At 35.1% G+C, this 23,727-nt stretch carries 7 protein-coding genes; 5 read left to right on the forward strand and 2 right to left on the reverse strand.

The genetic code is table 11. The features are described 5' to 3' along the window. Positions 1-160: 160 nt before the first annotated feature. On the reverse strand, positions 161-913 hold the full coding sequence (locus ABD771_RS00005) for a hypothetical protein (protein WP_345088776.1): 753 nt from the start codon (positions 911-913) through the stop codon (positions 161-163). A gap of 242 nt (positions 914-1,155) precedes the next feature. Between ABD771_RS00005 and ABD771_RS00010 the strand changes: the two genes are divergently transcribed. Further along, a complete protein-coding gene (locus ABD771_RS00010; RefSeq protein WP_345088779.1) occupies positions 1,156-6,993 on the forward strand; it encodes an Ig-like domain-containing protein in 5,838 nt (1,945 codons plus the stop codon). 114 nt (positions 6,994-7,107) lie between these two features. Here the strand turns inward: ABD771_RS00010 and ABD771_RS00015 are convergent, their stop codons facing one another. Next, complete coding sequence (locus ABD771_RS00015) at positions 7,108-7,269, reverse strand: hypothetical protein (protein ID WP_345088782.1); 162 nt, start codon at positions 7,267-7,269, stop codon at positions 7,108-7,110. A 265-nt stretch (positions 7,270-7,534) separates the two neighbouring features. On the opposite strand from ABD771_RS00015, the gene ABD771_RS00020 reads away from it, so the two are divergent. The 4 genes from ABD771_RS00020 to ABD771_RS00035 all read left to right on the forward strand — a co-directional run bounded on the left by ABD771_RS00020 (position 7,535) and on the right by ABD771_RS00035 (position 23,664). Further along, a complete protein-coding gene (locus ABD771_RS00020) occupies positions 7,535-7,864 on the forward strand; it encodes a GIY-YIG nuclease family protein (RefSeq protein WP_345088785.1) in 330 nt (109 codons plus the stop codon). Positions 7,865-8,552: 688 nt separating this feature from the next. Further along, on the forward strand, positions 8,553-8,918 hold the full coding sequence (locus ABD771_RS00025; RefSeq protein WP_345088788.1) for a hypothetical protein: 366 nt from the start codon (positions 8,553-8,555) through the stop codon (positions 8,916-8,918). A gap of 355 nt (positions 8,919-9,273) precedes the next feature. Further along, complete coding sequence (locus tag ABD771_RS00030; protein ID WP_345088791.1) at positions 9,274-14,709, forward strand: GEVED domain-containing protein; 5,436 nt, start codon at positions 9,274-9,276, stop codon at positions 14,707-14,709. 237 nt (positions 14,710-14,946) lie between these two features. Further along, positions 14,947-23,664 carry a GEVED domain-containing protein gene (locus tag ABD771_RS00035; RefSeq protein ID WP_345088794.1) on the forward strand — a complete coding sequence of 2,906 codons (8,718 nt, stop codon included), beginning with the start codon at positions 14,947-14,949 and terminating at the stop codon, positions 23,662-23,664. Positions 23,665-23,727 lie beyond the last annotated feature (63 nt).

Below are 23,727 nucleotides of genomic sequence, written 5' to 3' on the forward strand. Positions count from 1 at the left end.
CTGATTGGTTGCTCCTCAGCAGAGCCAATTTCCTCTTCAGTTTGATATGGACAAGATAATTAATCTAAAATGAAAAATCACCAACTATTTTTGACCACATTACCTAAAATATTATTTTAGGAAAAAGAGTACTACTAATTCAATTGTTAGAAAAGGTTATTTATTTACTCCAAATTATGGAAACCGTATTGTTTATTCGTTTCAATTCTTTCAATTTTTTTCTATATTGTAATGAGAACCCTATAAATAAGAAAGTTAGTTGAAGGTGGTTTCCTTTTGGTATATTTGTTTTAATCACTAAGTTGCTTTCTTCTTCTTCTTTTTCAAATATTAATTCTTCGCTATACTCTGTGCTGAAATTATTGTCAATATAATTCCAATTAGCTCTTGCAATTGCGATGTGTAAAAATTCTGCTTCTTTTGGCCAATCGATATTCTTTTTGGGTAAGAATTTATCAATTGAAAATTCACTAGTTTCTTCGTTCCAATGCCATTTTGCGTTAAGTACTTTTTTCAAAGTTCTAAGTTTATTTCCTTCAAAACCAATAAAATATTCTTTGGCGTCATTAGTTTGCATACCAATTTCAACGGTTCTTTCACCGTGCACACTTGTTTCATCTTCATTCATTACATCAAGCATTAATCTATTAGAGCGTCCGGCAAAACTTCCATCTTTAGCTCTGTTGTTAAAATGATGTGCTACGAATCTAAAGCTTTGCGCTTTTTTAGTGCATCTACCAAACTCTTTACTATGGTTTTTTACCTTATTGAATATGGGATTTCGTTTAAATTCTTCTGAAGAAACCCCTGTTTTACCTTTAGTTTTTACGCGGTTCTCCTTTTCTTGGTCTATATAAAACACTAAATCGTCTAATGTTCCTACAATTTTGAATGGAGCTATAACTTTTGCCATATTTTTTTTTACTAAATTACTTATTTTTATATAAAAAGACAATAAAATTTAATGCACTTTTTTATATAAAAATATGCATTTCGTCGATTATAATTGCTTATTGTCGAATACTTGCTTTGTTGCATTTTCCGTGAAAGAAAATGTACTATTTTAGTAGATTGAAAATTCTAATAATATTTATAGTCAAATAGTTAGCTATAAAAAAAATAGAGCAAATAACATGATAAGTCACATAAACACTGATGTTGCATAGAAAAAAAACTACATTTATTACTCTCCTTGCCGTTTTGATGGTTCTGTTAGGAATAAACAAAACTCAAGCTCAGGTAAATGCTTATACTCTTACACAGTCAATTAGTGGATATGTTCCATTATCTGGAGCTCCAACAAATGCTTTCTCAGCACCATGGGATAATCAAGCAGCAGTTCAAGTGCCACTGGGTTTTACTTTTGTTTATGATAGTGTCAATTTTACACAATGTTATATTAGTCCAAATGGTTTTATAACCTTTGGAACTGTTGCTCCATCAGCTACTAATTATGTGCCTTTGTCAGACAATACAGCATATAATGGAGCAGCTAGTGGAGGTGTTGTTTGTGCCTTAGGTACCGATTTAATTTCAAGTGCAACTACTCCGGCTAATATAGTTTATGCAACTGAAGGAATTGCGCCCAATAGAACTTTTGTGGTTCAATGGACTAATGCTAATAGAAAGACTGCTGTAGGAGATTTCGATTTTCAAATTCGCTTGTCAGAAACTTCCAATGAAATACTTTTATTATATGGTAATTGTGATACATCTCTTTCTGCATTAACGGTAAATGTCCAAGTAGGTTTGAGAGGACAAAATAATGACATTGCACAAGGAAATGTTTTTAATCGTTTTCAAGGGAGCAGTCAACTTTGGGATGTAACTGGCGCAACTATAAATGGTACTGTGAATACGCACACACTTCTCACCAATTCATCAGCTTATCCTCCTTTTGGATTTCAGTATTTGTACGTGCCTGGTCCACCTTGTGTGACTCCGCCAAGTCAACCAACAGCTTTGGTTATTGGAGGAACAAGTATTACAAATACTACTTTTGTAGGGAATACCTTTACTGCTGCAACACCAGCTCCTTCAAAATATTTAATTGTTAGAAGTACAGTAAATACACCACCAACTGCAGCAACTTTCATAAATAGAAATATATATTCTGTAGGATTTAATTATGGAACAACTCCAGTTTATAGAGTGGTAGCCAATTCTAATTTAACTACTTTTAATCAAACAGGATTAGCTTCAGGTACAACTTATTATTATTGGGTTATTTCTTATAATGAAAAATGTGCTGGCGGACCATTTTATAATTTGACAAATCCACTTTTTGGCTCTGCAACCACCTGTTTTCAGTCTACAACAGCTTTGGCTGCAACTTTAGTTGGAGGAAATGATTTTACAGCAAATTGGTCGGTTATAGCAGGTTCGACAGGATATGCTATTGATGTGTCTACTAGCAATACTTTTGCAACATTTCTGCCAGGTTATAATAATTTAATTTTAAGTTCAGGTGTAACCTCACTTACTATAACAGGTTTGTTACCATTTACAACATATTATTACAGAGTAAGAGCTTTAGGTCCTGGTTGTATTGTAAATAGTAATACCATCACGGTTGCTACAACATGTGGCTATTATACTATTCCTTATGTGCAAAATTTTGATTCTACACCAGTAGGTTCGGCTCCAACATGTTTTTCTGTATTAAATATTAATGCCGATACGAATCAATGGAAGACACAAACGGTTAATTTTGCTTCAGCACCTCGTTCTTTTCAAATCGATAAGAATGTAACAAGTGATATGAACGATTGGTTTTTTCTTCCAGGTTTGAATTTAACAGCAGGCGTTTCGTACCGATTAAAATTTAGTTACAATACAGGTAACACAAGTTCTAATTCGGAGAATTTGGCTGTTTATTATGGTACTAGCCAGTCTGTGTTAGGTATGACCAATACATTAACTACATTGACAGGAATTGATAATAGTTTCTATGAAACCACCCAGATTGATTTTACGCCAGTTAGTTCAGGTGTTTTTTATATAGGATACAGAGGATATAGTATTGCCAATCAGACCTCTATTGCTTTAGATGATATTAGTGTGACTTTATCTCCATCTTGTATTGAACCTACAGAGGTTGTTTCTTCTGCTGTCACAGCTACAACCGTCACTCTTAATTGGGTTTCTTCTACAGTACCACCAGCATTGGGATACGAATACTATCTTTCAACTACTGCAACGCCACCAACTATGGCTACCACTGTTACAGGATCAGTTGGAGCAGGTATTACAACATTAAATCTTACTGGATTAAATCCAAGTACAAGTTATTGGGTTTGGCTAAGAGGTAATTGTTCAAGTTCAGATAAGAGCATATGGTCAATGGAAGAAACATTTAACACAGAATGTTCACTACCTTCAGTAGTATCGACTGTTCCTGTAACTAGATGTGGGTATGGAACTGTAAGTTTGGTTGCTAATCCTAGTATTGGATCTGCTATTCGTTGGTATGATGCTTTATCTGGAGGTGCTCAAGTTGGTTCGGGTAATACATTTACTACACCAGCTATAAGTGCAACAACAACTTATTATGCAGAAGCTAGAGCTTTTGGTGCAATCGCAAAGTTAGGACCATCCAATCCAACCACGCAATTGGGTGTCAAAGGACTTCAAAATTTTCAAGGTTATGTAAATTTTACAGTTAATTCAAATACCTCATTACAATCGGTAGATATTTTTCCAATTGCATCTGGTCAATCAGGTAAATTGGTAATAAGAAATTCATCCAATATTACACTTGCAAGTTTTACTTTTACGACTGCAGTTTCTGGAGGAAATACACTCCAACAAATCAACATGAATTATGCTCTAATTCCTGGTATATATAATCTATATTTTGATACGTTACCTGCCTCTGGATTGAGAATGAATACTACAAACGCAGCCTATCCATATACTTCATCAGTGGCTAGTATCGACGGAAATAGTATTGATGGTAATTTTAATTTAGGAGCTTACAATTGGAAATTTACAACAGAATGTTTATCTGCAAGAGTACCAGTTGTTGCAATAGTTACTCTGCCTCCAGCTTTAAGCTTAAGTACAACTTCTCTAACTATTTGTGAAAACGAAACAACTTCACTTGTAACAATAAGTGGAGCAGCCGCTTATGATAGTTTAGTGTGGTCTCCAGCTACAGGTGTTTCTGGAAATGTTATTTCAGGTTTTACCTTTAATCCTACGGTGACAACTACTTATTTATTGTTAGCCAATCAAACATCAGGAAGTCTTTGTGGAAATTTAGCGTCTATAACTATTAATGTAAATCAAGCACCTCCAATAGTATCGATTCTTCCTGTTAATCCATCAATATGTGAAGGAACTATTCAGCCACTTTTTGGTAGTACTAGTATTGCTACTCCTGCAATTTTAATTAATGAAAATTTTAATACTCCAACTAACAATTGGGTAGTTGCTAATACTTCAACTGGAGGAAATACTAATGCTTCGCAATGGACATTAAGACCAAGCGGATTTAATTATATTAATGGTTTTGGTTGGAATGTCACTTTTAATAGTAATGATAATTCACAATTTTATTTAGCAAATTCTGATTCTCAAAGTGGTACTGCAGGAATAGTTACTAGAACAACATTGACCTCCCCTTCTTTTAACTTAGCTGGTTTTACTTCGGCTAGTCTTAGTTTTTATCATTATATTAATGCCATCGCTTTTGATAAGTTTGAAGTACAAATTACATCAGATAACGGAGCTACTTGGACTAATTTAACGTCTTATACGGTTTTGCAAGGTGGTCCATCAGCTTTTTCTAATGTGGTTGTTGATTTGTTTGCTTATTTAGGTATGCCAGATTTAAAAATCCGATTTAATTATGAGTCAAATTGGGGTTATTGTTGGGCATTAGATAATGTAATAGTATCGGGAACACTTTCAGCTGCTTTAACATGGACGCCAATTACAGATTTGTATTCTGACGCAGCTGCAACCATTCCTTATGTTGCAGGTACACCAGCAAGTGTTGTTTATTCGAAACCAACAAATTCCATAACTTACACTGCGACTTTAACAGGTTCTAATGGCTGTACTAGATTTGTAACTAACACTTTAACCGTTTCTCCACCAACTGTAGTTGGTGTGCTTTCTAGTAATCAGTCAATCTGCACTGGTACTCCAATAAGTAATTTAGTTTTAACTGGTAGTCAAGGTTCTATTTTGCGTTGGGAATATGCTAATGATGCAGCGTTTACTTCAGGTGTAACTACTATTGCAAACACAACAACTACATTAACTCCAGCTCAAATGGGTACTTTTACTACCATTCGTTATTTTAGAGCTGTAATTAGTAGTGGTACTTGTGGTCAATTGTACAGTAATGTTGTATTTGTTGCCTTTTATATAACCACTTGGAATGGAACTACCTGGAGTAATGGTCCGCCAAATCCTACAACACGAGCAATATTTGCTGGTAATTATACTTCATCTGGAGATTTATTTGCTTGTTCTGTTAGAATAGATTCAGGTGTTGTAACCTTTAATGCTAATCACTCATTAGTAGTAACCAACGATGTTGTTGTTGCCGGTGGTTCTCTAATTTTTAATAATACTGCAAGTTTAGTTCAGGTTAATGATGCTTCAATAAATACAGGTAATATTACTTATAGTCGTTCGGCAATGCCAATGAGTCGATTTGATTATACTTATTGGTCTTCACCAATTGCTAATCAAGTTTTATCTACTTTTTCTCCATTAACACCAACCGATAAGTTTTTTGTCTTTAATCCAACCATAGCCAATTGGTCTAATGTTGCCCCAGGTTCTAGTATGATTGTAGGTAAAGGATATCTAGTAAGAGCTCCTCTTTCCTACAATCTAGTTACAACAACTGTTTACAACGGAAGTTTCTTTGGAGTGCCAAACAATGGAATAGTTACAAGTCCTGTGTTAGTATCTACTAGTGATTTTAACTTAATAGGTAATCCATATCCAAGTGCTGTTAATGCAGATTTGTTTTTGTCAGATCCTTTGAACGTTGGAGTAGTAGATGCCACTATTTATTTTTGGACTCACAATACGCCAATTGCTGCTGGTCAGTATACTTCCAATGATTATGCTATTTATAATTATTTAGGAGGAACAGGAACTAGTTCTGCTCCAAATATTGGTATAAACTCATCAGTTCCTAATGGCAAAATTGCTTCAGGACAAGGATTTTTTATTAAAGGATTGTCTAATGGAGCAGCAACTTTCTCAAATACTATGAGAGTTGTTGGAAATAATGACCAGTTTTTTAGAATGCAATCACCATTAAATCCATCAACATCAGAAACAGCAGTTTCAGAGAAACATAGAGTTTGGTTAGATATTGTAGATCAACAAGGTACTTACAAACAAACCTTAGTTGGCTATGCTACCAATGCAACAATGGGAATTGATAGAGGTTTTGATGGAGAATATCTAAATGTAGGTAATCCAGTTGCTTTATATTCTTTAGCAAATTCTACTACAACATTGTCTATACAAGGTCGTTCTTTACCATTTTCAGATTTAGATGAAGTACCGTTAGGATTTTATGCTGCAACAACAGGAAGTTTTACAATTAATTTATACGACTTTGATGGATTGTTTCTCAATCAAAATATATATTTAAAAGACAAAGCGCTAGATATTATTCATGATTTGAAACAAGCTTCCTACACTTTCCGATCTGATGCAGGAACTTTTAATGAAAGATTTGTTCTGGTTTATCGCAACCAAGCTTTAAATATTAATTCGGTTTCATTTAACGCTAACGATGTTATTGTTTATAAACCAAATCAAGATCTTCATATAGATGCAGGTGCTACTATTATGAAATCAATTAAAGTATTTGATATCAGAGGAAGGTTATTACTTGAAAAAGAAGCTATTAATGCTAATAAAACTTTTTTTAACGTTGGTACTACAAATCAAGTGTTGCTTATTGAAATTGCAACTAACGAAGGTGTGAAGGTTACCAAGAAGTATGTTAATTAAAGCTACTGTTACCACCCTCTCTTCTTGGGTTTTTGTTGTCGTCTAAGATATTGAAACTACTTTAGCTTAATCCTTTGTTTTATTGTTTTGAGGTATCAGAAAACCGTATGCTAGCTACAAAAATAGTTTGTGATTTGCTGGTTGGATGTTTCTAGTTTTAGTTTCTAGTGGGATGTTTCCTTCGTCAACATGACAAAATGGTGTGGGTGGCTTGTGTGATTGGATGGTGTGAGTTTCTGTGGTTAGTTTCTGATGGGATGTTTCCTTCGTCAACATGACAAAATGGTGTGGGTGGTTGTGTGATTGGCTGGTGTGATTGGCTGGTGTGAGTTTCTGTGGTTAGTTTCTGATGGGATGTTTCCTTCGTCAACATGACAAAATGGTGTGGGTGGTTGTGTGATTGGCTGGTGTGATTGGCTGGTGTGAGTTTCTGTGGTTAGTTTCTAGTGGGATGTTTCCTTCGTCAACATGACAAAATGGTGTGGGTGTTTGGTTAGGATGTTTCCTTTTTTATTATGGTAATAATTAAAAAAATAATTATATGAACAACACAATGATTGAATATAATGAAGGAGATCTTACTTTCTATGTTTATATCATAACGAATAAACACAGGTCAACTTATTATATAGGCATGACCAATAATTTAGGAAGACGTTTGACAGAGCATAAGGAAAATATTGAAAAAGGAATTAAAACCTTTGCGTCAAGGTACAATATTGAATTTTTAGTTTATTATGAAAAATTTACTTGGATTCAACAAGCAATAGTTAGAGAAAAAGAACTCAAAGGTTGGAAAAGAGATAAGAAAATAGAACTCATTCGATCTTTTAATGAAAATTTTGAGTTTTTGAATCATCGTTTTATGTGAAATGTGTGCTGTTTTTTTGTCATTCTGAGGTACGAAGAATCTCATTTCTTAATCATATAAAATTGTTTTTTAATTTCTGGTGTGATGTTTCCTTCATAAATATGACAAAAGAGACTTTATTAATGCTTGATTTGTTGGTGGGATGTTTCCTTAGTCAACATTCCAAAATGATGGGAGTGCCGGTGTGAGTTTCTGTGGTTAGTTTCAGGTGTGATGTTTCCTTCGTCAACATGACAAAATGGTGTGGGAGGATGGTTGGAGTTTTTGGAGTTATTTTCTGGTGTGATGTTTCCTTTGTCAACATGACAATATGGTGTGGGTGGTGGTGTGATTGGATGGTGTGAGTTTCTGTGGTTAGTTTTTGGTGGGATGTTTCCTTCGTCAACATGAAAAATGATGGGAGTGGTGGTGTGATTGGATGGTGTGAGTTTCTGTGGTTAGTTTCAGGTGGGATGTTTCCTTCGTCAACATGACAAAAATAGGGTGTTAAATAATACATAAGTTACTGCTGTGATGTTTCTTAGTTGACATGACGAAAAAACTTAGAGTTTTTTCTAGATTAAAGACCTATTTTATGGACAAACTGCTTTGCAAATGAGATTTAACGAGTTTTGGTGCTATTCATCGAGAATATTTTAATTCTCATTAGTACGGCCGTAGTTTTGCTTCAGAAAATTAAACAAAAGCAATGAACACAAATACTACATCAACTTTTTTCATCTCTGAAAACAGAAAGTTTTTAGTTGTTTTATTTATTGTATTTTTATTGTCAAGCTTAGGTATGTTTGGTCAAACAAAAACAGAGTTAACTCCAGTTAGCGAACCAACTACTATTTGCACAGATTCAGTTCAAGCTATTGCTTTTGAATCTGATGTAGATTTTATGAATTGGTTTATGGGTTCTAAACAAAGACAAACTATTCAAAAAGCAGATGAAACTGCAACTACAGTTTCTAGAAAAAAACAAATTATTTCTTCAGGTGTATCTCCAAATAAAGTGCTTTACAGAACTTTTATGAAAAGAGTTATCAGTCAAGAAACAGCAATCGCGTGAGTTAGGTTAGAATATGAATATATAGGTTAGTTAGAATAGAACCTCCCATTTGGGAGGTTTTTTTATTTTCTTAATTTATTAAATTAGATAATTTCATTTCATTATTTTTTAATATTAAATGTTTGAAAAATAACACTAACATAATATTCAGATAAATATCGCAAAAAATATTTTTTATCAAAATAATTCTTACTTTTTATGATGTGTTTTTTTAAAAAAACTATGTTTTTTATCGATTATATTTTACACTTCGTCGATTTGTCAGCTAGACAGTTAGTTATATTAAAATTTTACAAAAATTTAATGTATTTTTATCAACTTATAATAAAAGTTTAGTACCCTAAATATAAATGCTATGATGATATCATTACAAGAAAAAGTAACGAATGCCTTTTTAAAAAATAACATTACTAAAACTTTGTTGGTTGTATTGTTAGGATTTGCAGGTAGTAATAATTTAAATGCTCAGGTCTCACAATATTCGTTAGATCAGTTAGCGGTTACTACGACAGCAGGAGCAGGAGTGCCTGTGGGAAGTCCCTACACTAATTTCCCTCTTGTTGCTAATTATCCAACTGGTGCGCCAGCAAAAACAGTTTTAGTAGCTACTGGTGTTAATGTTGATGATCAAATTTATACTACAAATTTTGGTGGGGCATTTAATTTTAATTTTAAAGGAGCTAATTACACTTCACTTAATGTTTCTACAAATGGTTTTGTTTATTTTGGAACAGCTAGTGGTACACCTGCGACTGAGTATAATCCAGTTTCATCAACAAATACATATTTAGGAGCCATTTCAGTGTATGGAAGAGATATGGATTTTATTTCAACTCCAGCCACAAATACATTAGGCTGGAGAGTTGTTGGAACTGCTCCAAATAGAATTTACCAAGTAGAATGGATAGCAAGAAGATCAAACGCAGTAAATGCCTCTCCTGATGGAAGTGTTAATATGATTTTTCAGTTATGGATGTATGAAAGCAATGGAGTAATTGAAATGTTGTATAATCCAACAAATTTAAGTGCGTCTAATTTAACAGGTCAAATAGGTTTGAGGGGTGATGTTAATACTGATTTTAATAATTTAGGTTATACAAATGGAGGTCTTCCGTGGCCAACTGGAACTATGACAACAATATTAAGTGGTGTTCCAAATACCAATACTAGTAGTGTTATTACAAGAGGAACATCTACTACAGCTGCTGCAACAATTCAACCAACATCCTATAGGTTGTTTAGATTTACACCAGTAACTTGTTTTGCTCCAGGAGGTCTAAATGTTACAGGTTTAACATCTTCAACTGCAACTATCAATTGGTCTGCTGCAACTCCAGCACCAGCTTTTGGATATCAATATTATGTTGGTACTAATCCAGTTCCTACTGGTACTACTGGTTCAGTTGGAGCAGGTGTACTTACGGCAGGTTTATCGAGTTTAACTCCTGGTACACAATATTATTATGCAGTTCGTTCGGTATGTAGTACTTCACCATCTAACGTAAGTTCTTGGTCAACGGTTGGTACTTTTACAACTTATTGCTTGCCAGTAAATACACCTTATTATGAGCCATTTGATGGTCCAGTTCCAAATGGAACAACACCGTATCATGCAACAACTGGTTTATTATTACCAATATGTTCTTCACAACAAAATATAGGTGCAGGAAATCCATGGGTTACTTCTAGTGCAGATTATTACACGGGTTCTGGTATGGATCAAAACATATTAATGTATAATGGTCAAAATCCAGGAAATTCAAATCCAGCAAATGTATGGTTTTATACAGGAGGTATTAATTTATTAGCTTCTAAATCATATACAGTAGATTACTTATATGGAGGAACAGACGTGCCTTCAACAGTTACGAATAAAATGCAAGTTGCTTTCGGAACATCGCCTTTGGCAGCTTCTATGACTACTATTTTAGATACACACAATAATATTAAAGCTTCTCCTTTTGGTAATAAAATTACTTTTACGCCACCTGCTGATGGGGTATATTATATAGGTCTTAGAGCTTTTTCAGATCAAAATAACGGACAGTTATTTGTTGATGACTTACAAGTTTATGAGTCTATTTGTTTAAAACCAACTGCTGTTTCAGTTTCAAGTATAACTGGTTCTACAGCGTTTTTAAGTTGGACACCACCTACACCTACACCAGCTTCTGGTTATGTATATTATGTTTCAACATCAAGTACTCCACCAACCAACGCTGCTGTACCAACAGGAACTACAGGGTCAAGTAGTGTTACATTAACAGGGTTATCAGGATTAACTACATACTATTTCTGGGTTCGTTCTAGTTGCGGTGCTGGAGATTTTGGTGAATGGGTTGCATTGAATAATGCAGGAAATCCATATTTCACAACATTAGTTCAAATAAATTATTGTGCTTCATTAAGTACGGGTAATGCTAATTATTTTACAAATTTTGCTACAAGTGGTGCAATTTCAGATGTTTCTAATGCTACTGGTTATGCGCCATCAGGATATGCAAATTATACTTCACAAGTGATAACACAAGCACGTTTAGGAAATGTAAGTGTTTCTACTTCTTACAATGATATGGCAGGTGGAGTAGGTATTGCAATGTGGGTAGATTGGAATCAAGATGGAACTTTTGATAATACTACTGAGCGAGTTTATAACTCTGCTGCCTATTTATCTGCGCCACCAACTATTAACTTTACAGTACCAAACACAGCTGCGCTAGGAATCACAAGAATGAGAATAGTGGTTGACTGGAACGCTACAAGTCCAAGTGCTTGTAATGCTGGTATTGCTCGAGGAGAAACAGAAGACTACGGATTTGAAGTTGTTACTGTTCCACCTGCATTAGTTATTGATAATATTGATGATACTGTTTGCGCTGGAAGCCCATCTAATCCTATAGTTATTACTACAGGTCTTGCAAGTTATCAGACTTTTTCTTGGTCGCCTTCAACAGGAGTTACAGGTTCGGGTACTGTAGGAGATCCTTATATAATTACATCAAGCACAACACAAACTTATACTTTAACAGCTTCTCAAACAGCTTCACCTTTTAGATTCAACAAGGTGAAATTTGTTTACACAGCTAATCCGTTACCAACACCTATTACAGTAACTCCAGCGACACCAACAATGTGTCAGTCTGGACCAGCTGTTCAGCTTACTTCTTCAGGAGGAATTGTAAACGGATTCCCAATATTAAGTGAGGGTTTCAATGGTGCTACCAATTCATGGACTGTGACTGGTTCGGGTTCGGGTTCGCCAATAGGAAATTGGACTTTGCGTCCTAATGGCTATAATATCCCACTAGGAGCTATTTCTAGTAATGATTCTTCTCAATTTTATCATGCTAATAGCGACGCGCCAGGAAATGGAACAACAGTTACAACTACTTTAACATCACCTTCTTTTAGTTTAGTTGGTTATACACAAGCATCATTAAGTTTTTGGCATATCTACAGATATTTTTCTGGAGATACAGGAACAGTTCAAGTATCTACTAATGGAACAACTTGGACTACGCTTTCTAGTTATAACTCTAATCAATTTGGGACTACAACAGGAAGTTTTGTACAGGTTTTACCAATAACATTAAATCCTTATTTAGGGCAAGCTAATGTGCAAATTCGATTTGTTTATACAGCAGGGTGGGATTGGTTCTGGGCTATTGATAATGTTTTAGTCTCAGGAAGTGCTTCATCAGCAGTTACTTGGAATAATTTGACAACTCCGGTTGCTAATGGAGTTCCTGTACCAGGTTTATATACTAACGCTGCCGCAACTTTACCATATATTGCAGGTACTGGAGCTATTTCTGTATATACTATGCCTTCTGCTTCGACAACGTTTACAGCTAGTGCAAGTACACCATCGCCAGTTTGTTCAACTGTAACAGAAGTTCCAGTAACTGTTTCACCAGTGGGTACTGGAACGGCATCTGGAAATCAAACCATCTGTTATGGAGCGCCTTCAAATTTAACTTTAACAGGTACTACAGGTACTATTACGGGATGGCAATATTCGGCAACTTTAGCTTTTACAACTCCAGTTGCTATTCCAGCAAGTGCTTCAGCTACATTGACATCTGCTCAAATGGGTAACTTGTTTGCAACAAGATATTATAGAGCCGTAGTTACAAACGGAAGTTGTACGGCTTATTCAAATGTTATTACAGTTACTTACAACGAAACTACATGGGATGGTTCTGCTTGGAGTAATGGTTTTCCAAGTGCAACTAAAACTGCTATTTTTGATGGCGATTATACTTCAATAGGTGATTTAAACGCTTGTTCGGTTTATATTTCTAGTGGTGATATTACGTTTTTAGGAGGTCATTCATTAATAGTTCAAAATATTGTTGATACTTCTGGAGGAACTTTAACTTTTGAAAATAATTCTAGTTTAGTTCAAGTAGTAAATGGTATTACTAACGTTGGTAACATTACTTATAAAAGAACTACTACACCTGTGAGAAAGTTTGATTATACTTATTGGTCTTCACCAGTAGCTCCTCAGACTTTAGTTGGATTGTCTCCACTAACTCAATATGATAAGTATTATTCTTTTAGTCCAGCAATTAATAATTGGATAAGTGAAACAAGTACTAATTTAATGATTGCAGGTAAAGGGTATATCATTAGAGCTCCTAATACACATGACGCTGTTATACCATCAATTTTTAATGGTCAGTTTTTTGGAGTTCCAAATAATGGTTTAATTAGTACTCCAATAGTAATTGGTGCAGCTGATGTAAACTTAATCGGTAATCCTTACCCAAGTGCATTGAATATTGATGCTTTTTTCGATTTCAATGGTCTTACTACTGGTACAGGAGTAATTGAGAAAACTATATACTTATGGACACATAACACTATTATTACAAATAACAATTATGTTAATAGTGATTATGCGGTTTACAACTATATGGGTGGAATTGGTACTACTGGTGCTCCAGGAGCTAATAATGCAGTTCCAAACGGAAAAGTAGCCTCTGGACAAAGTTTCTTTATAAAAGGTTTGATGAATGGTTCAGCAGTGTTTAATAACACCATGAGAATTGCCGGATTAAACAATCAATTCTTTAGATATAACAATCAAGCTACAACAGTAAATCCCGGAAACAAAAGCCGTGTTTGGTTAGAAGTATTTAACAATCAAGGTGCTTACAAACAAACAATGGTAGGATTTGCAGGAGGTGCAACCAATGATTATGATAGTGGATATGATGGTGAAATCCTAGATTCTGGAAGTCCCGTGAATTTCTATTCTACATTAGGAATTAAGAAATTAGCTATTCAAGGACGTGGTTTGCCATTTAATGAAAATGATATTGTACCATTAGGATTTAAGAGTACACAAGCGGGTAGTTATGAAATAAAATTATCAAACTTTGATGGCATTTTTGATACTCAAAAAGTATATTTAGAGGATAAGTTATTGAATATAATACATAATATTAAGTTAAGTAATTATACGTTTACAACTAATGTTGGAACTTTTGATAATCGTTTTGCATTACGTTTTACAGACAGTGCTTTACAAGTAAATGATCAATTATTTACTGATGAATCATTAGTGGTTTTCAAAGAAGATCAAACGATAAACATTACTTCTTCATTGACTCCAATGAAATCTATTCAAGTATTTGACATAAGAGGAAGTTTATTATTCTCTAATGATAAAGTAAATGCAACAGAATATAAAGTTATCAATCTTAATTCATCACAACAAGTTTTATTAGTTGTTGTTGAATCGCAAAATGGAACGAAAGTTTCTAAAAAAATTATCTATTAGTTTTTTATATAATGCAACCATACAAGTTTTTTTAATTTGTGTGGTTGTTTTTTTGGCTTAAATCTTAAGCTAATTTTTAGAATGTTTATATAACTTTATTTATATATTGACCCTTTTTAATTAACCAATTTTTAAATTATGACGAATGATTACAATTCACTGAGTTATCGAAACTTATCGAAATTCAGGTTGCAAGAGTCTACTATATGTGGAAATTCTCCAGATATTAAAGGCAAAATGCGAACATCGTGGATTCTAGCTTCATTACTGTTTTTTATATTCCTATTTCAAGGAAGTACTGCTTTTGCTCAAGGCTATACAGTACCGACATGTTCTGTAGGAATAGCAAGTAACACTTACGGACCTATGAATAGCAACGCAACAGCAAATAGTAAAAATAGAACAGCGTATATTATACCTGCTTCACAATTAGCTACTGTTGCTGGTTCCAATTTAAATAGTATTTTCTTTAGAAGAATGGCAGCTACTGGTTCATTAACTGGTACAACAACATTTAATATCTACTTGAAACAAACTACAGCTACAGATTTTGGTGCTACATCTCCAACATGGGCTACTGAGATTGCTTCTGCAACATTGGTTTATAGCGGTACAGGAGCAGCAGAAGTTGGTTCCACAGCTGGATTTAAAGAATTTGTGTTTAGCTCTGCATTTCCTTATTCTGGCGGTGCAAACAATTTAGCTGTTTATGTTGAATATACTCAGACTACTGCTCAATCTCCTGCAATAACATGGGATTATGAATATGGGTCTACTTGTATAAGTACAACAAATAATAACACTACTAAATATGCTAATGGTACAGGTGCATTGAGTGCTACTCTAACCACTTCTAATTACAGAAGACCAGTTACTGCTTTCAATTTTACTTTGCCTCCTTGTACAGGGACTCCTGCTCCAGGAAATACTATTGCAAGTAGCTTAACTCCATGTTATAATGCATCAGTTATTTTGTCCCTTCAAAATGGAACTGCTGGTTCAGGTGTTACTTACCAATGGTATAATTCAGGAGGATTAATTTCTGGAGCAACATCTGCTACTTATACAACTCCAGCTTTAATAGCTGCAGAGACATATTACTGTAATGTTACTTGTAGCGGAAATACAACTTCTTCTAATAGTGTTGTAATTACTCCTGGTACTTCAATTACTGTTCCTTATAATGAAGGTTTTGAAAGTTTAACAACGGCAAATACTTTGCCCACATGTATTTCCTCTAATCCTGCAGTAGCAAGTGGTGGAAAAGTTCAAACTTATATCGCATCTGCTACAGGAACAAATGCTGCTCTTCTTGCTAGAACAGGAACTAAATTTTCTGCTGTTTATTGGAGTCCTTCTAATACATCAGGGTATGTTTTTTCTGCTCCACTTCAGTTAACGGGTGGAGTTAATTATGCTGCAAGTGTGTTTTATAGAACAGATGGTGTTGCTTGGACAGATGTTACTCTTTATTATGGTACAAGTGCTACAACCGGAGCAATGACAAATACAATTGCTACTATAGCTAATGCAAATGCTACTTCATATACACAATTATCAGGCTTTTTTACGCCTCCAACTACTGGTGTATATTATGTAGCATACAGAGCATTTAATTCAACATCTTCTCCAAATTATTGTTCGTTTGATGATTTTAGTGTAGATGTTGCACCTACTTGTGTAGTTCCAACTTCGCTTACATCATCTGCAATAACAAATAATACAGCTACAATTGGATGGACTGCTTCGGTTACTCCTCCTATTAATGGTTATGATTATTACTATTCTACATCAGCTACAGCTCCTATAGGTTCTACAACACCTTCAGGAAATGTAAGTACTACAACTTTCTCTGTTCCTTTATCAGGATTGACAGCAAATACTCAATATTATTATTGGGTACGTTCTAATTGTAGTCTTTCTGATCAATCTGCTTGGTCTGGTCCTGCTACTTTTTATACAGGACATTGTCAACCAACAGGAGGCACATCAAGTACTACTTACTATCTAAATAATATTTCAGTATCTGGAACACAGCAAAATTTTTCAAGTTCAGTTTCCGCATATAATGCCTATACCAATAATTCAGCAACATCTTGTTCACAGTTTGCAGGAGGTACTTTTGGTTTATCTCTAGCTTCTGCTGGTGGTAGTACATACTACTACTATTGTTGGATTGACTGGAATAATGATTTAGATTTTAATGATGTAGGTGAAACTATGGTGGGTACTACAACTTATGCAGCTACTTATTCTTCTAGTTCACTTACAGTTCCGTCAGGTCAAGCATTAGGTTCTTATAGAATGAGAGTTGCTTCATCTTTTTCAGGCGCTATTACTTCTTGTGGACCTGCTCCTTATGGTAGTTATGTTGATTATACTTTCAATGTAGTACCTGTTCCAACATGTTATACACCTACTGGACTTACAAGAAGCAATTTAACAGCTTCAACAGCTGATGTAAGTTGGACTGCTCCTGTATCTGGTAATGCACCTATTCAATATGAATATGCAGTAACTACTTCAGCTACGCCACCAACTTCAGGAATAATAACAACTTCAACTTCTGTTACAGGAGTTGCAATCACTCCTTCAGTAAATTATTATTTACATGTACGTTCTGAATGTACTTTAGGATCTGACTATAGTGGTTGGTCTACTTCATCACCTTTCATGTATATTCTTGGTGATGTTTGTTCAAGCGCAATAAGTTTAGATGCTTTAACTAGTCCATTAAATGGCACAACTGTTGGTGCAGCAAACGATAGAACAGCTACTTGTGGTACAACAGGCACACATACTGCACCAGATTTATTTTATTCAATAACAGTTCCTAGTGGTTTTACATTAAGTATAGGAAATACAGCTAGTTCATATGATAATGCAAATTCATTACTTTATGGAACTTGTGCTTCACTTACTCAAGTGTCTTGTTTAGATGCAAATACTACTGCACAAACATGGGTAAATAATACAGGTGTTTCTCAAACAGCATATTGGGTTCAAGATGGTTGGTCTTCAGCTTCTGGAACTTATACTTTAGCGTGGACGTTAACTCCTCCACCAATTGTAGTTTCAAGTTTTACCCCAGCAACTATTTGTTCAGCTAATTTAGCAACAACTGTAATTACCCTAACAGGTACTAATTTTACAAATGCTACGGCTGTAAATTTAAATGGAGTTTCAACACCTTTTACAGTTGTTAATGACACTACAATTACTGTGGCTTTAACAGGTTCAAGTACAGCTGGAACTTTTGTAGTTTATAATGCGGTTACTTCAGGAACTAATGCAACGGCTTTTGTTATTAATCCAAGTCCAGTTGTTGCTCCAATCTTAGGTGCTTCAAATGATTTGTGTATTCCAAATACGTTGTCATTGACAAATGCTTCTGCTTTAGGAGTATGGTCATCTTCAAATGCACTAATTGCTACTGTTGACAGTTCCGGTATTGTTACCGGAGTTACTGAAGGAACAGCTACAATTTCTTATACAGTAACTGATAATGGTTGTGCTACAGCTTCAACTTATGTTGTTAATGTAAAAGAACCAGTTACAATAACTACTCAGCCACAACCACAAGTTATCTTAACTGGAACAAATGCAACTTTTTCAGTTGTCTCTACAGGTTCAGGTTTAGCATATCAATGGGAAGAATCTATAGATGGTGGTACTACATTTTTACCAGTATCTAATGGTGGTGTATATAGTGGAGCAACTAGCAATAGCCTTGTGTTAACTGCAGTTCCTGATACTATGAATACATATCAGTATCAATGTATAGTTTCTGGTGCTTCTCCATGTGATCCAGTAACTTCAAATAGTGTTGTTTTAACAGTTGGAAATACTGCTATCACTGCCAATCCTTCAAATGTAAACTTATGTGATTCAGGAACTGCTGTATTTACAGTGGCTACTTCAGGTATTGCAACTAGTTTTCAATGGTATGAAGATCAAGGTTTTGGTCCATTAGCAATTACTAATGGAGGAAATTATAGTGGAGCAAATTCAGCAACATTAACTATTGTTGGTAATACTACTGTTAATAATGGTTGGACCTATTATGTTGATGTGACAGGTGCTATAACAGTTTCTTCTACAACAGCAACTTTAAATGTTGCTACTGCAGTTGCTGTTACAACTTCTCCATCAAATCAAACGGTTTGTTATTCAGGAGGATCAGCTTCATTTACAGCAGCTTTTTCAGGTTCATTTACAGGTTACCAATGGCAATATTCAACAGATAATGCAACTTGGAATAACGTTGCAAATGGAACACCAGTAGGTGCTTCATATACTGGAGCTACATCAAACACTTTAAATGTTACAACTACTGGAGCTACTCCAGCGGCCGGAACTTATTTTTATCAAGTTGTAGCGATTGCTACTGTACCATGTGCTTCTATTACTTCTGCAAGTGCTCAATTGTTAATTAATAATCCTACTATTACCACTCAACCAGTTGCTGCGGTAGTATTAGCAGGTAATCCAGCTACATTTACAGCAGGAGTTACTGCATCTGGTATAGTTACTTACCAATGGCAACGTGCAACAACATTAAATGGTACTTATTCAAATGTTGTTGATTTAACACCAGCAACAGTTACTTATACAGGAGCAAATACCACAACATTGACTGTTTTAAGTACTACATCAACTGCTGCTTCAACTGCTAATTTCTATAGATTAGTGGTTACTTCAGATGGATGTTCAGTTACTTCAACTGGAGCACAATTAACAATCAGCAATTATTGTGCAATTCCAACTTCTACAAGTACAGCTTCATACTTTAATGATTTTACGGTTAGTGGAGGTGTAACTACTATTTCTAATACCGCTTCAGGTTTTTCAACAGGAGGTTATGGAAATTTCTTGGGTCAAAGCGCTTCACAATTACAAGGACAGTCTGTAAGTTTTACAACAGCTTTAGTTGGAACAACTGTAGGTGTTGCTGTATGGATTGACTGGAATCAAAATGCGACTTTTGAGACTACTGAACGCGTTTACAACTCAGCAGCATATGTCTCAGCAGCATCAGGAAGTTTTGTAGTTCCAGTAACTGCTTTGCCAGGTGCAACTAGAATGCGTATTGCTATGGATTTTAATGCAACAAGTCCTCTTGCTTGCCCATCTACAGGTGCTAGAAGAGAGGTTGAAGACTATACATTTATTGTTTTAGTTCCACCACCTTGTTCAGGTACTCCAACAGCTGGTACAGCAACATCTTCTGTTGCTAACGTTTGTTTTTCAGGTACAGCAAATTTATCAGTATCAGGATTTACAACAGGAGTTACAGGAATTTCATTACAATGGTATAATTCAGCAGGAGCTATTTCAGGAGCTACAAATACTACTTTTACATCTCCTGTTTTATCTTCTCCAGAAACTTATTTCTGTAGAGTAACTTGTACAAATAGTGGTCTTTATGCAGATACTAATACTATCAATATTGGAGTTAATGCTCCATCAGTAGATTCAACTACACCAGCAGGACGTTGTGGACTTGGAACTGTAAACTTGTCTGCTACTGGTTCGGCAGGTTCTACTTTAGCATGGTATGATGTTGCTACTGGAGGTACTTCAATAGCTACTGGAGCAACTTTTACTACTCCTTCGATATCATCAACAACTAATTATTACGTACAAGCTGAAGTTGGTGGTTCTACATTCTCCGGAGCTAGAACAGCACCTACCTCAACAACAACAACAACTGCTTCTAATTATGGTTTAGTATTTAATGTTACTACTGCTTTCACTTTAAACTCAGTAAAAGTTTATCCAAATAGTGCTACAGCAGGTAATGTTACTATTCAATTACAGACTAGTACAGGAACTCCTATTCAAACATTAAGTGCGTTCCCATTACCTGTAGGTACTGGAACAACTGCAGTTACAGTTCCACTTAACTGGAATATTCCAGTTGGTACTGATTATAGATTGATTGCTACTACTTCTTCAAGTATGGTTAGAGAATCTGCAATTGGAGGTTTTCCATATGCTTTAGGTACAGCAGGTAGTATTACAAATGGTTATATTTCAGGCACTTCAACTACTTACTATTATTTCTATGATTGGTCTATATCTACAGGATGTAGTTCAGCCAGAACAATGGTAACAGCAACAGTTACTGCACCACCTGCATTGACCCTAAGTAGTTTAAATTCAACAATATGTGTTGGAAACTCTGCTACAGTAAGTTTGACTTCTACAGTAGGTGACTATGATTCTTATGTATGGTCACCAATTACAGGAGTAAGTGGAAATGAGAATGTTGGATATACATTTAATCCAACTGCAACAACGACTTATACTTTAACAGCAAGTAACTCAACTGGATGTGTGAATACAGCTACTTATAATGTAACTGTTAATCCATTACCAGTGAATACTATAGTTGCTTCTAGCAATACTTTATGTGCATCGGCTAGCCCAGTGTTATTGACAGCATCTGCTTCTGTTCCTGCTAATTTAGTTTTAGGTACAGGTACCACTGTTAATGCAACTACTGCTTATCCAGCGCCATTCTCAAATTATTATGGAGGAGCTAAACATCAAATGTTAATTAGAGCTAGTGAGCTTACTGCATTAGGATTTAATGCAGGTGATCAAATATCAGCGATAGCGATGAATGTGACTTCTGTAGGAACAAGTTTTACAGGAACTTTAAATTCATTTAGCGTTGCAATGGGTCATACTGCTAATACTGTCCTTACATCAACAGCATTTGTTGGAGGTTTAACTACAGTAAGAACAGCTGCAAATTTATCTGTTCCAACTACTGGATTGCCAACAAATGTTTCTATTCCATTTAACTCTAATTTTACATGGGATGGAACTAATAATGTGGTAATTCAAACTTCATATAGTAATGCAAATGCTGGTACTACATTATTTACTGTACAATCTACTAATACTACATTAGGTTTTGTAGCAACAAACTGGTATAGAGCTGATAGCGTCACTGCTGCGGCTATATTGTCAGCTGCTACACCTACTGGTTCTGGTACTTCTAGACCAAACATTGTATTAACTAAATCAGCTATACTTCAATATGCTTGGTCACCAACCACAGAGTTGTATACAGATGCTTTGATGTCAACTCCATATACAGGAGGTAATTCAGGTTCTGTTTATGCTAGACCTACCGCAGACAGAACATATAGTGTAGTAGCAACAAATCCAGCGACAAGTTGTTTCTCTACTGCTACAGTTAATTTGACAGTTTCTCCTGTTTCAGTTAGCGGTACTGCTAGTGCAAATGCTGCTGTTTTATGTTCAGGAAGCGGAACATCACTTTCTTTAACTGGTAATGTCGGTTCAATCCAATGGCAACAATCTGCCAACGGAACAACTTGGACTAATATTTCAGGTGCTACATCAGCTTCACTTAATACAGGTAACTTATTAGCTACTACATATTATCAAGCAGTTGTAACTAGCGGAGTTTGTTCTTCTGCAACAAGTAATGTGGTAATGGTTACTGTTAATTCAGTAACATATGGTTCAATTTCGACAACTACAGCTTGTTTAAATACAAATGCTACTTTAACAATTTCTGGATTAGTACCTAATAGTACTTCAACAGTTGGATATACCTTAGGAGGTGTTGCACAAACACCAGCTAACATTGTTGCTAATGCTTCTGGTGTAGGTACATTTGAAGTATTCTTGACTACAACTGGTCAATCTGTTGTTGTTACAAGTATAACTAGAGTTGATGTAACACCAAGTTGCCCATTAGTTCCAACATCTGGTACAAGTGTAGCTTTATTGGTCAATACAAATTGTTCAACAATAGCTCCAGCTACTTGCGGAACTACTCTAGCAGGTTGGTACTCTACAGTAACGGCTACTTGGTCTAATTTAGCTCAAGGATATAGATTCAAAATCACTAAAGTGGATATGAATACTAATGCTCCAATTGCTTCGCCAGTTATCATTGATAGACCAGTAAATAATATTTCATTAGCTAACGTTCCAAATACTGCTTACAACTCAAGATATATGTTTGAAGTAGCAGTAATGATGAATGGTGTATGGCAATCTTTCTATGGACCTGCATGTTACTTAAACACACCAAATCCAGTTTCAACAATTGGTGCACAATGTGGAAGTACCTTAACAGCTATGAACCAATGGATTACTGCAGGAGCAGTTTCTAATGTTACTGCTTATAGATTCAGAGTTACAAGAGTAATTTCAGGTGTTCCAACAGGAACTTCTCAAGAAACTACGCAACCAGCTAACAAGTTTAACATGACTCAATTGTCAGGTATTTTGTATGCTAGTACTTATAGAGTAGAAGTTTCATTAAGAAATACTGATGGTACGTTCTTACCTTATGGTACAGCATGTAATATTAATACACCAGCTCATCCTACTACACAAGTAAGATCAGTTCAATGTAATAACTATCAAGTTACAAGTAACTCTGAGTTAATTATTGCTGATGCAGTAACTGGTGCAATTACCTACAGATTTAGAGTTTACAACGGAGTTGATTATGATACATTCTACGACAACCAATTCAACAGATTTACATTAAACAACTTCCCTGGATTAATTCCAAATGGAGCCATTTATTCTGTACAAGTTGCGGTTAAGTTACCAAATGAGCCAAGTTTTGGTCCATACAGTAAAGCATGTACTATCAAGACTCCAATGCAAGCAAGAGCTATTGCATCAGATGTTCAATTAGAAGTAGTAAATGTATTTGAAGCATTGGCTTATCCAAATCCATTTGCAGAAAACTTTAAGTTGGATGTGAAAACTAATAGCGAAGCTAACATTCAAGTTAGAGTTTACGACATGATAGGAAAACTAGTAGAAGATAAAATGATAAACGCTTCTGATATTCAAAACTTTGAATTAGGAAACCAATATCCATCTGGAGTTTACAATGTAATTGTATCTCAAGAGTCCAATACTAAAACACTACGTGTTATAAAAAGATAGTTTTTTAAATAAGAACTAAATAGTTTAAAACCTCCTCAAGAAATTGAGGAGGTTTTTTTATAT

It is taken from the genome of Flavobacterium chungnamense (assembly GCF_039539165.1).
In the GTDB taxonomy this organism is placed as follows: Bacteria; Bacteroidota; Bacteroidia; order Flavobacteriales; family Flavobacteriaceae; genus Flavobacterium; species Flavobacterium chungnamense.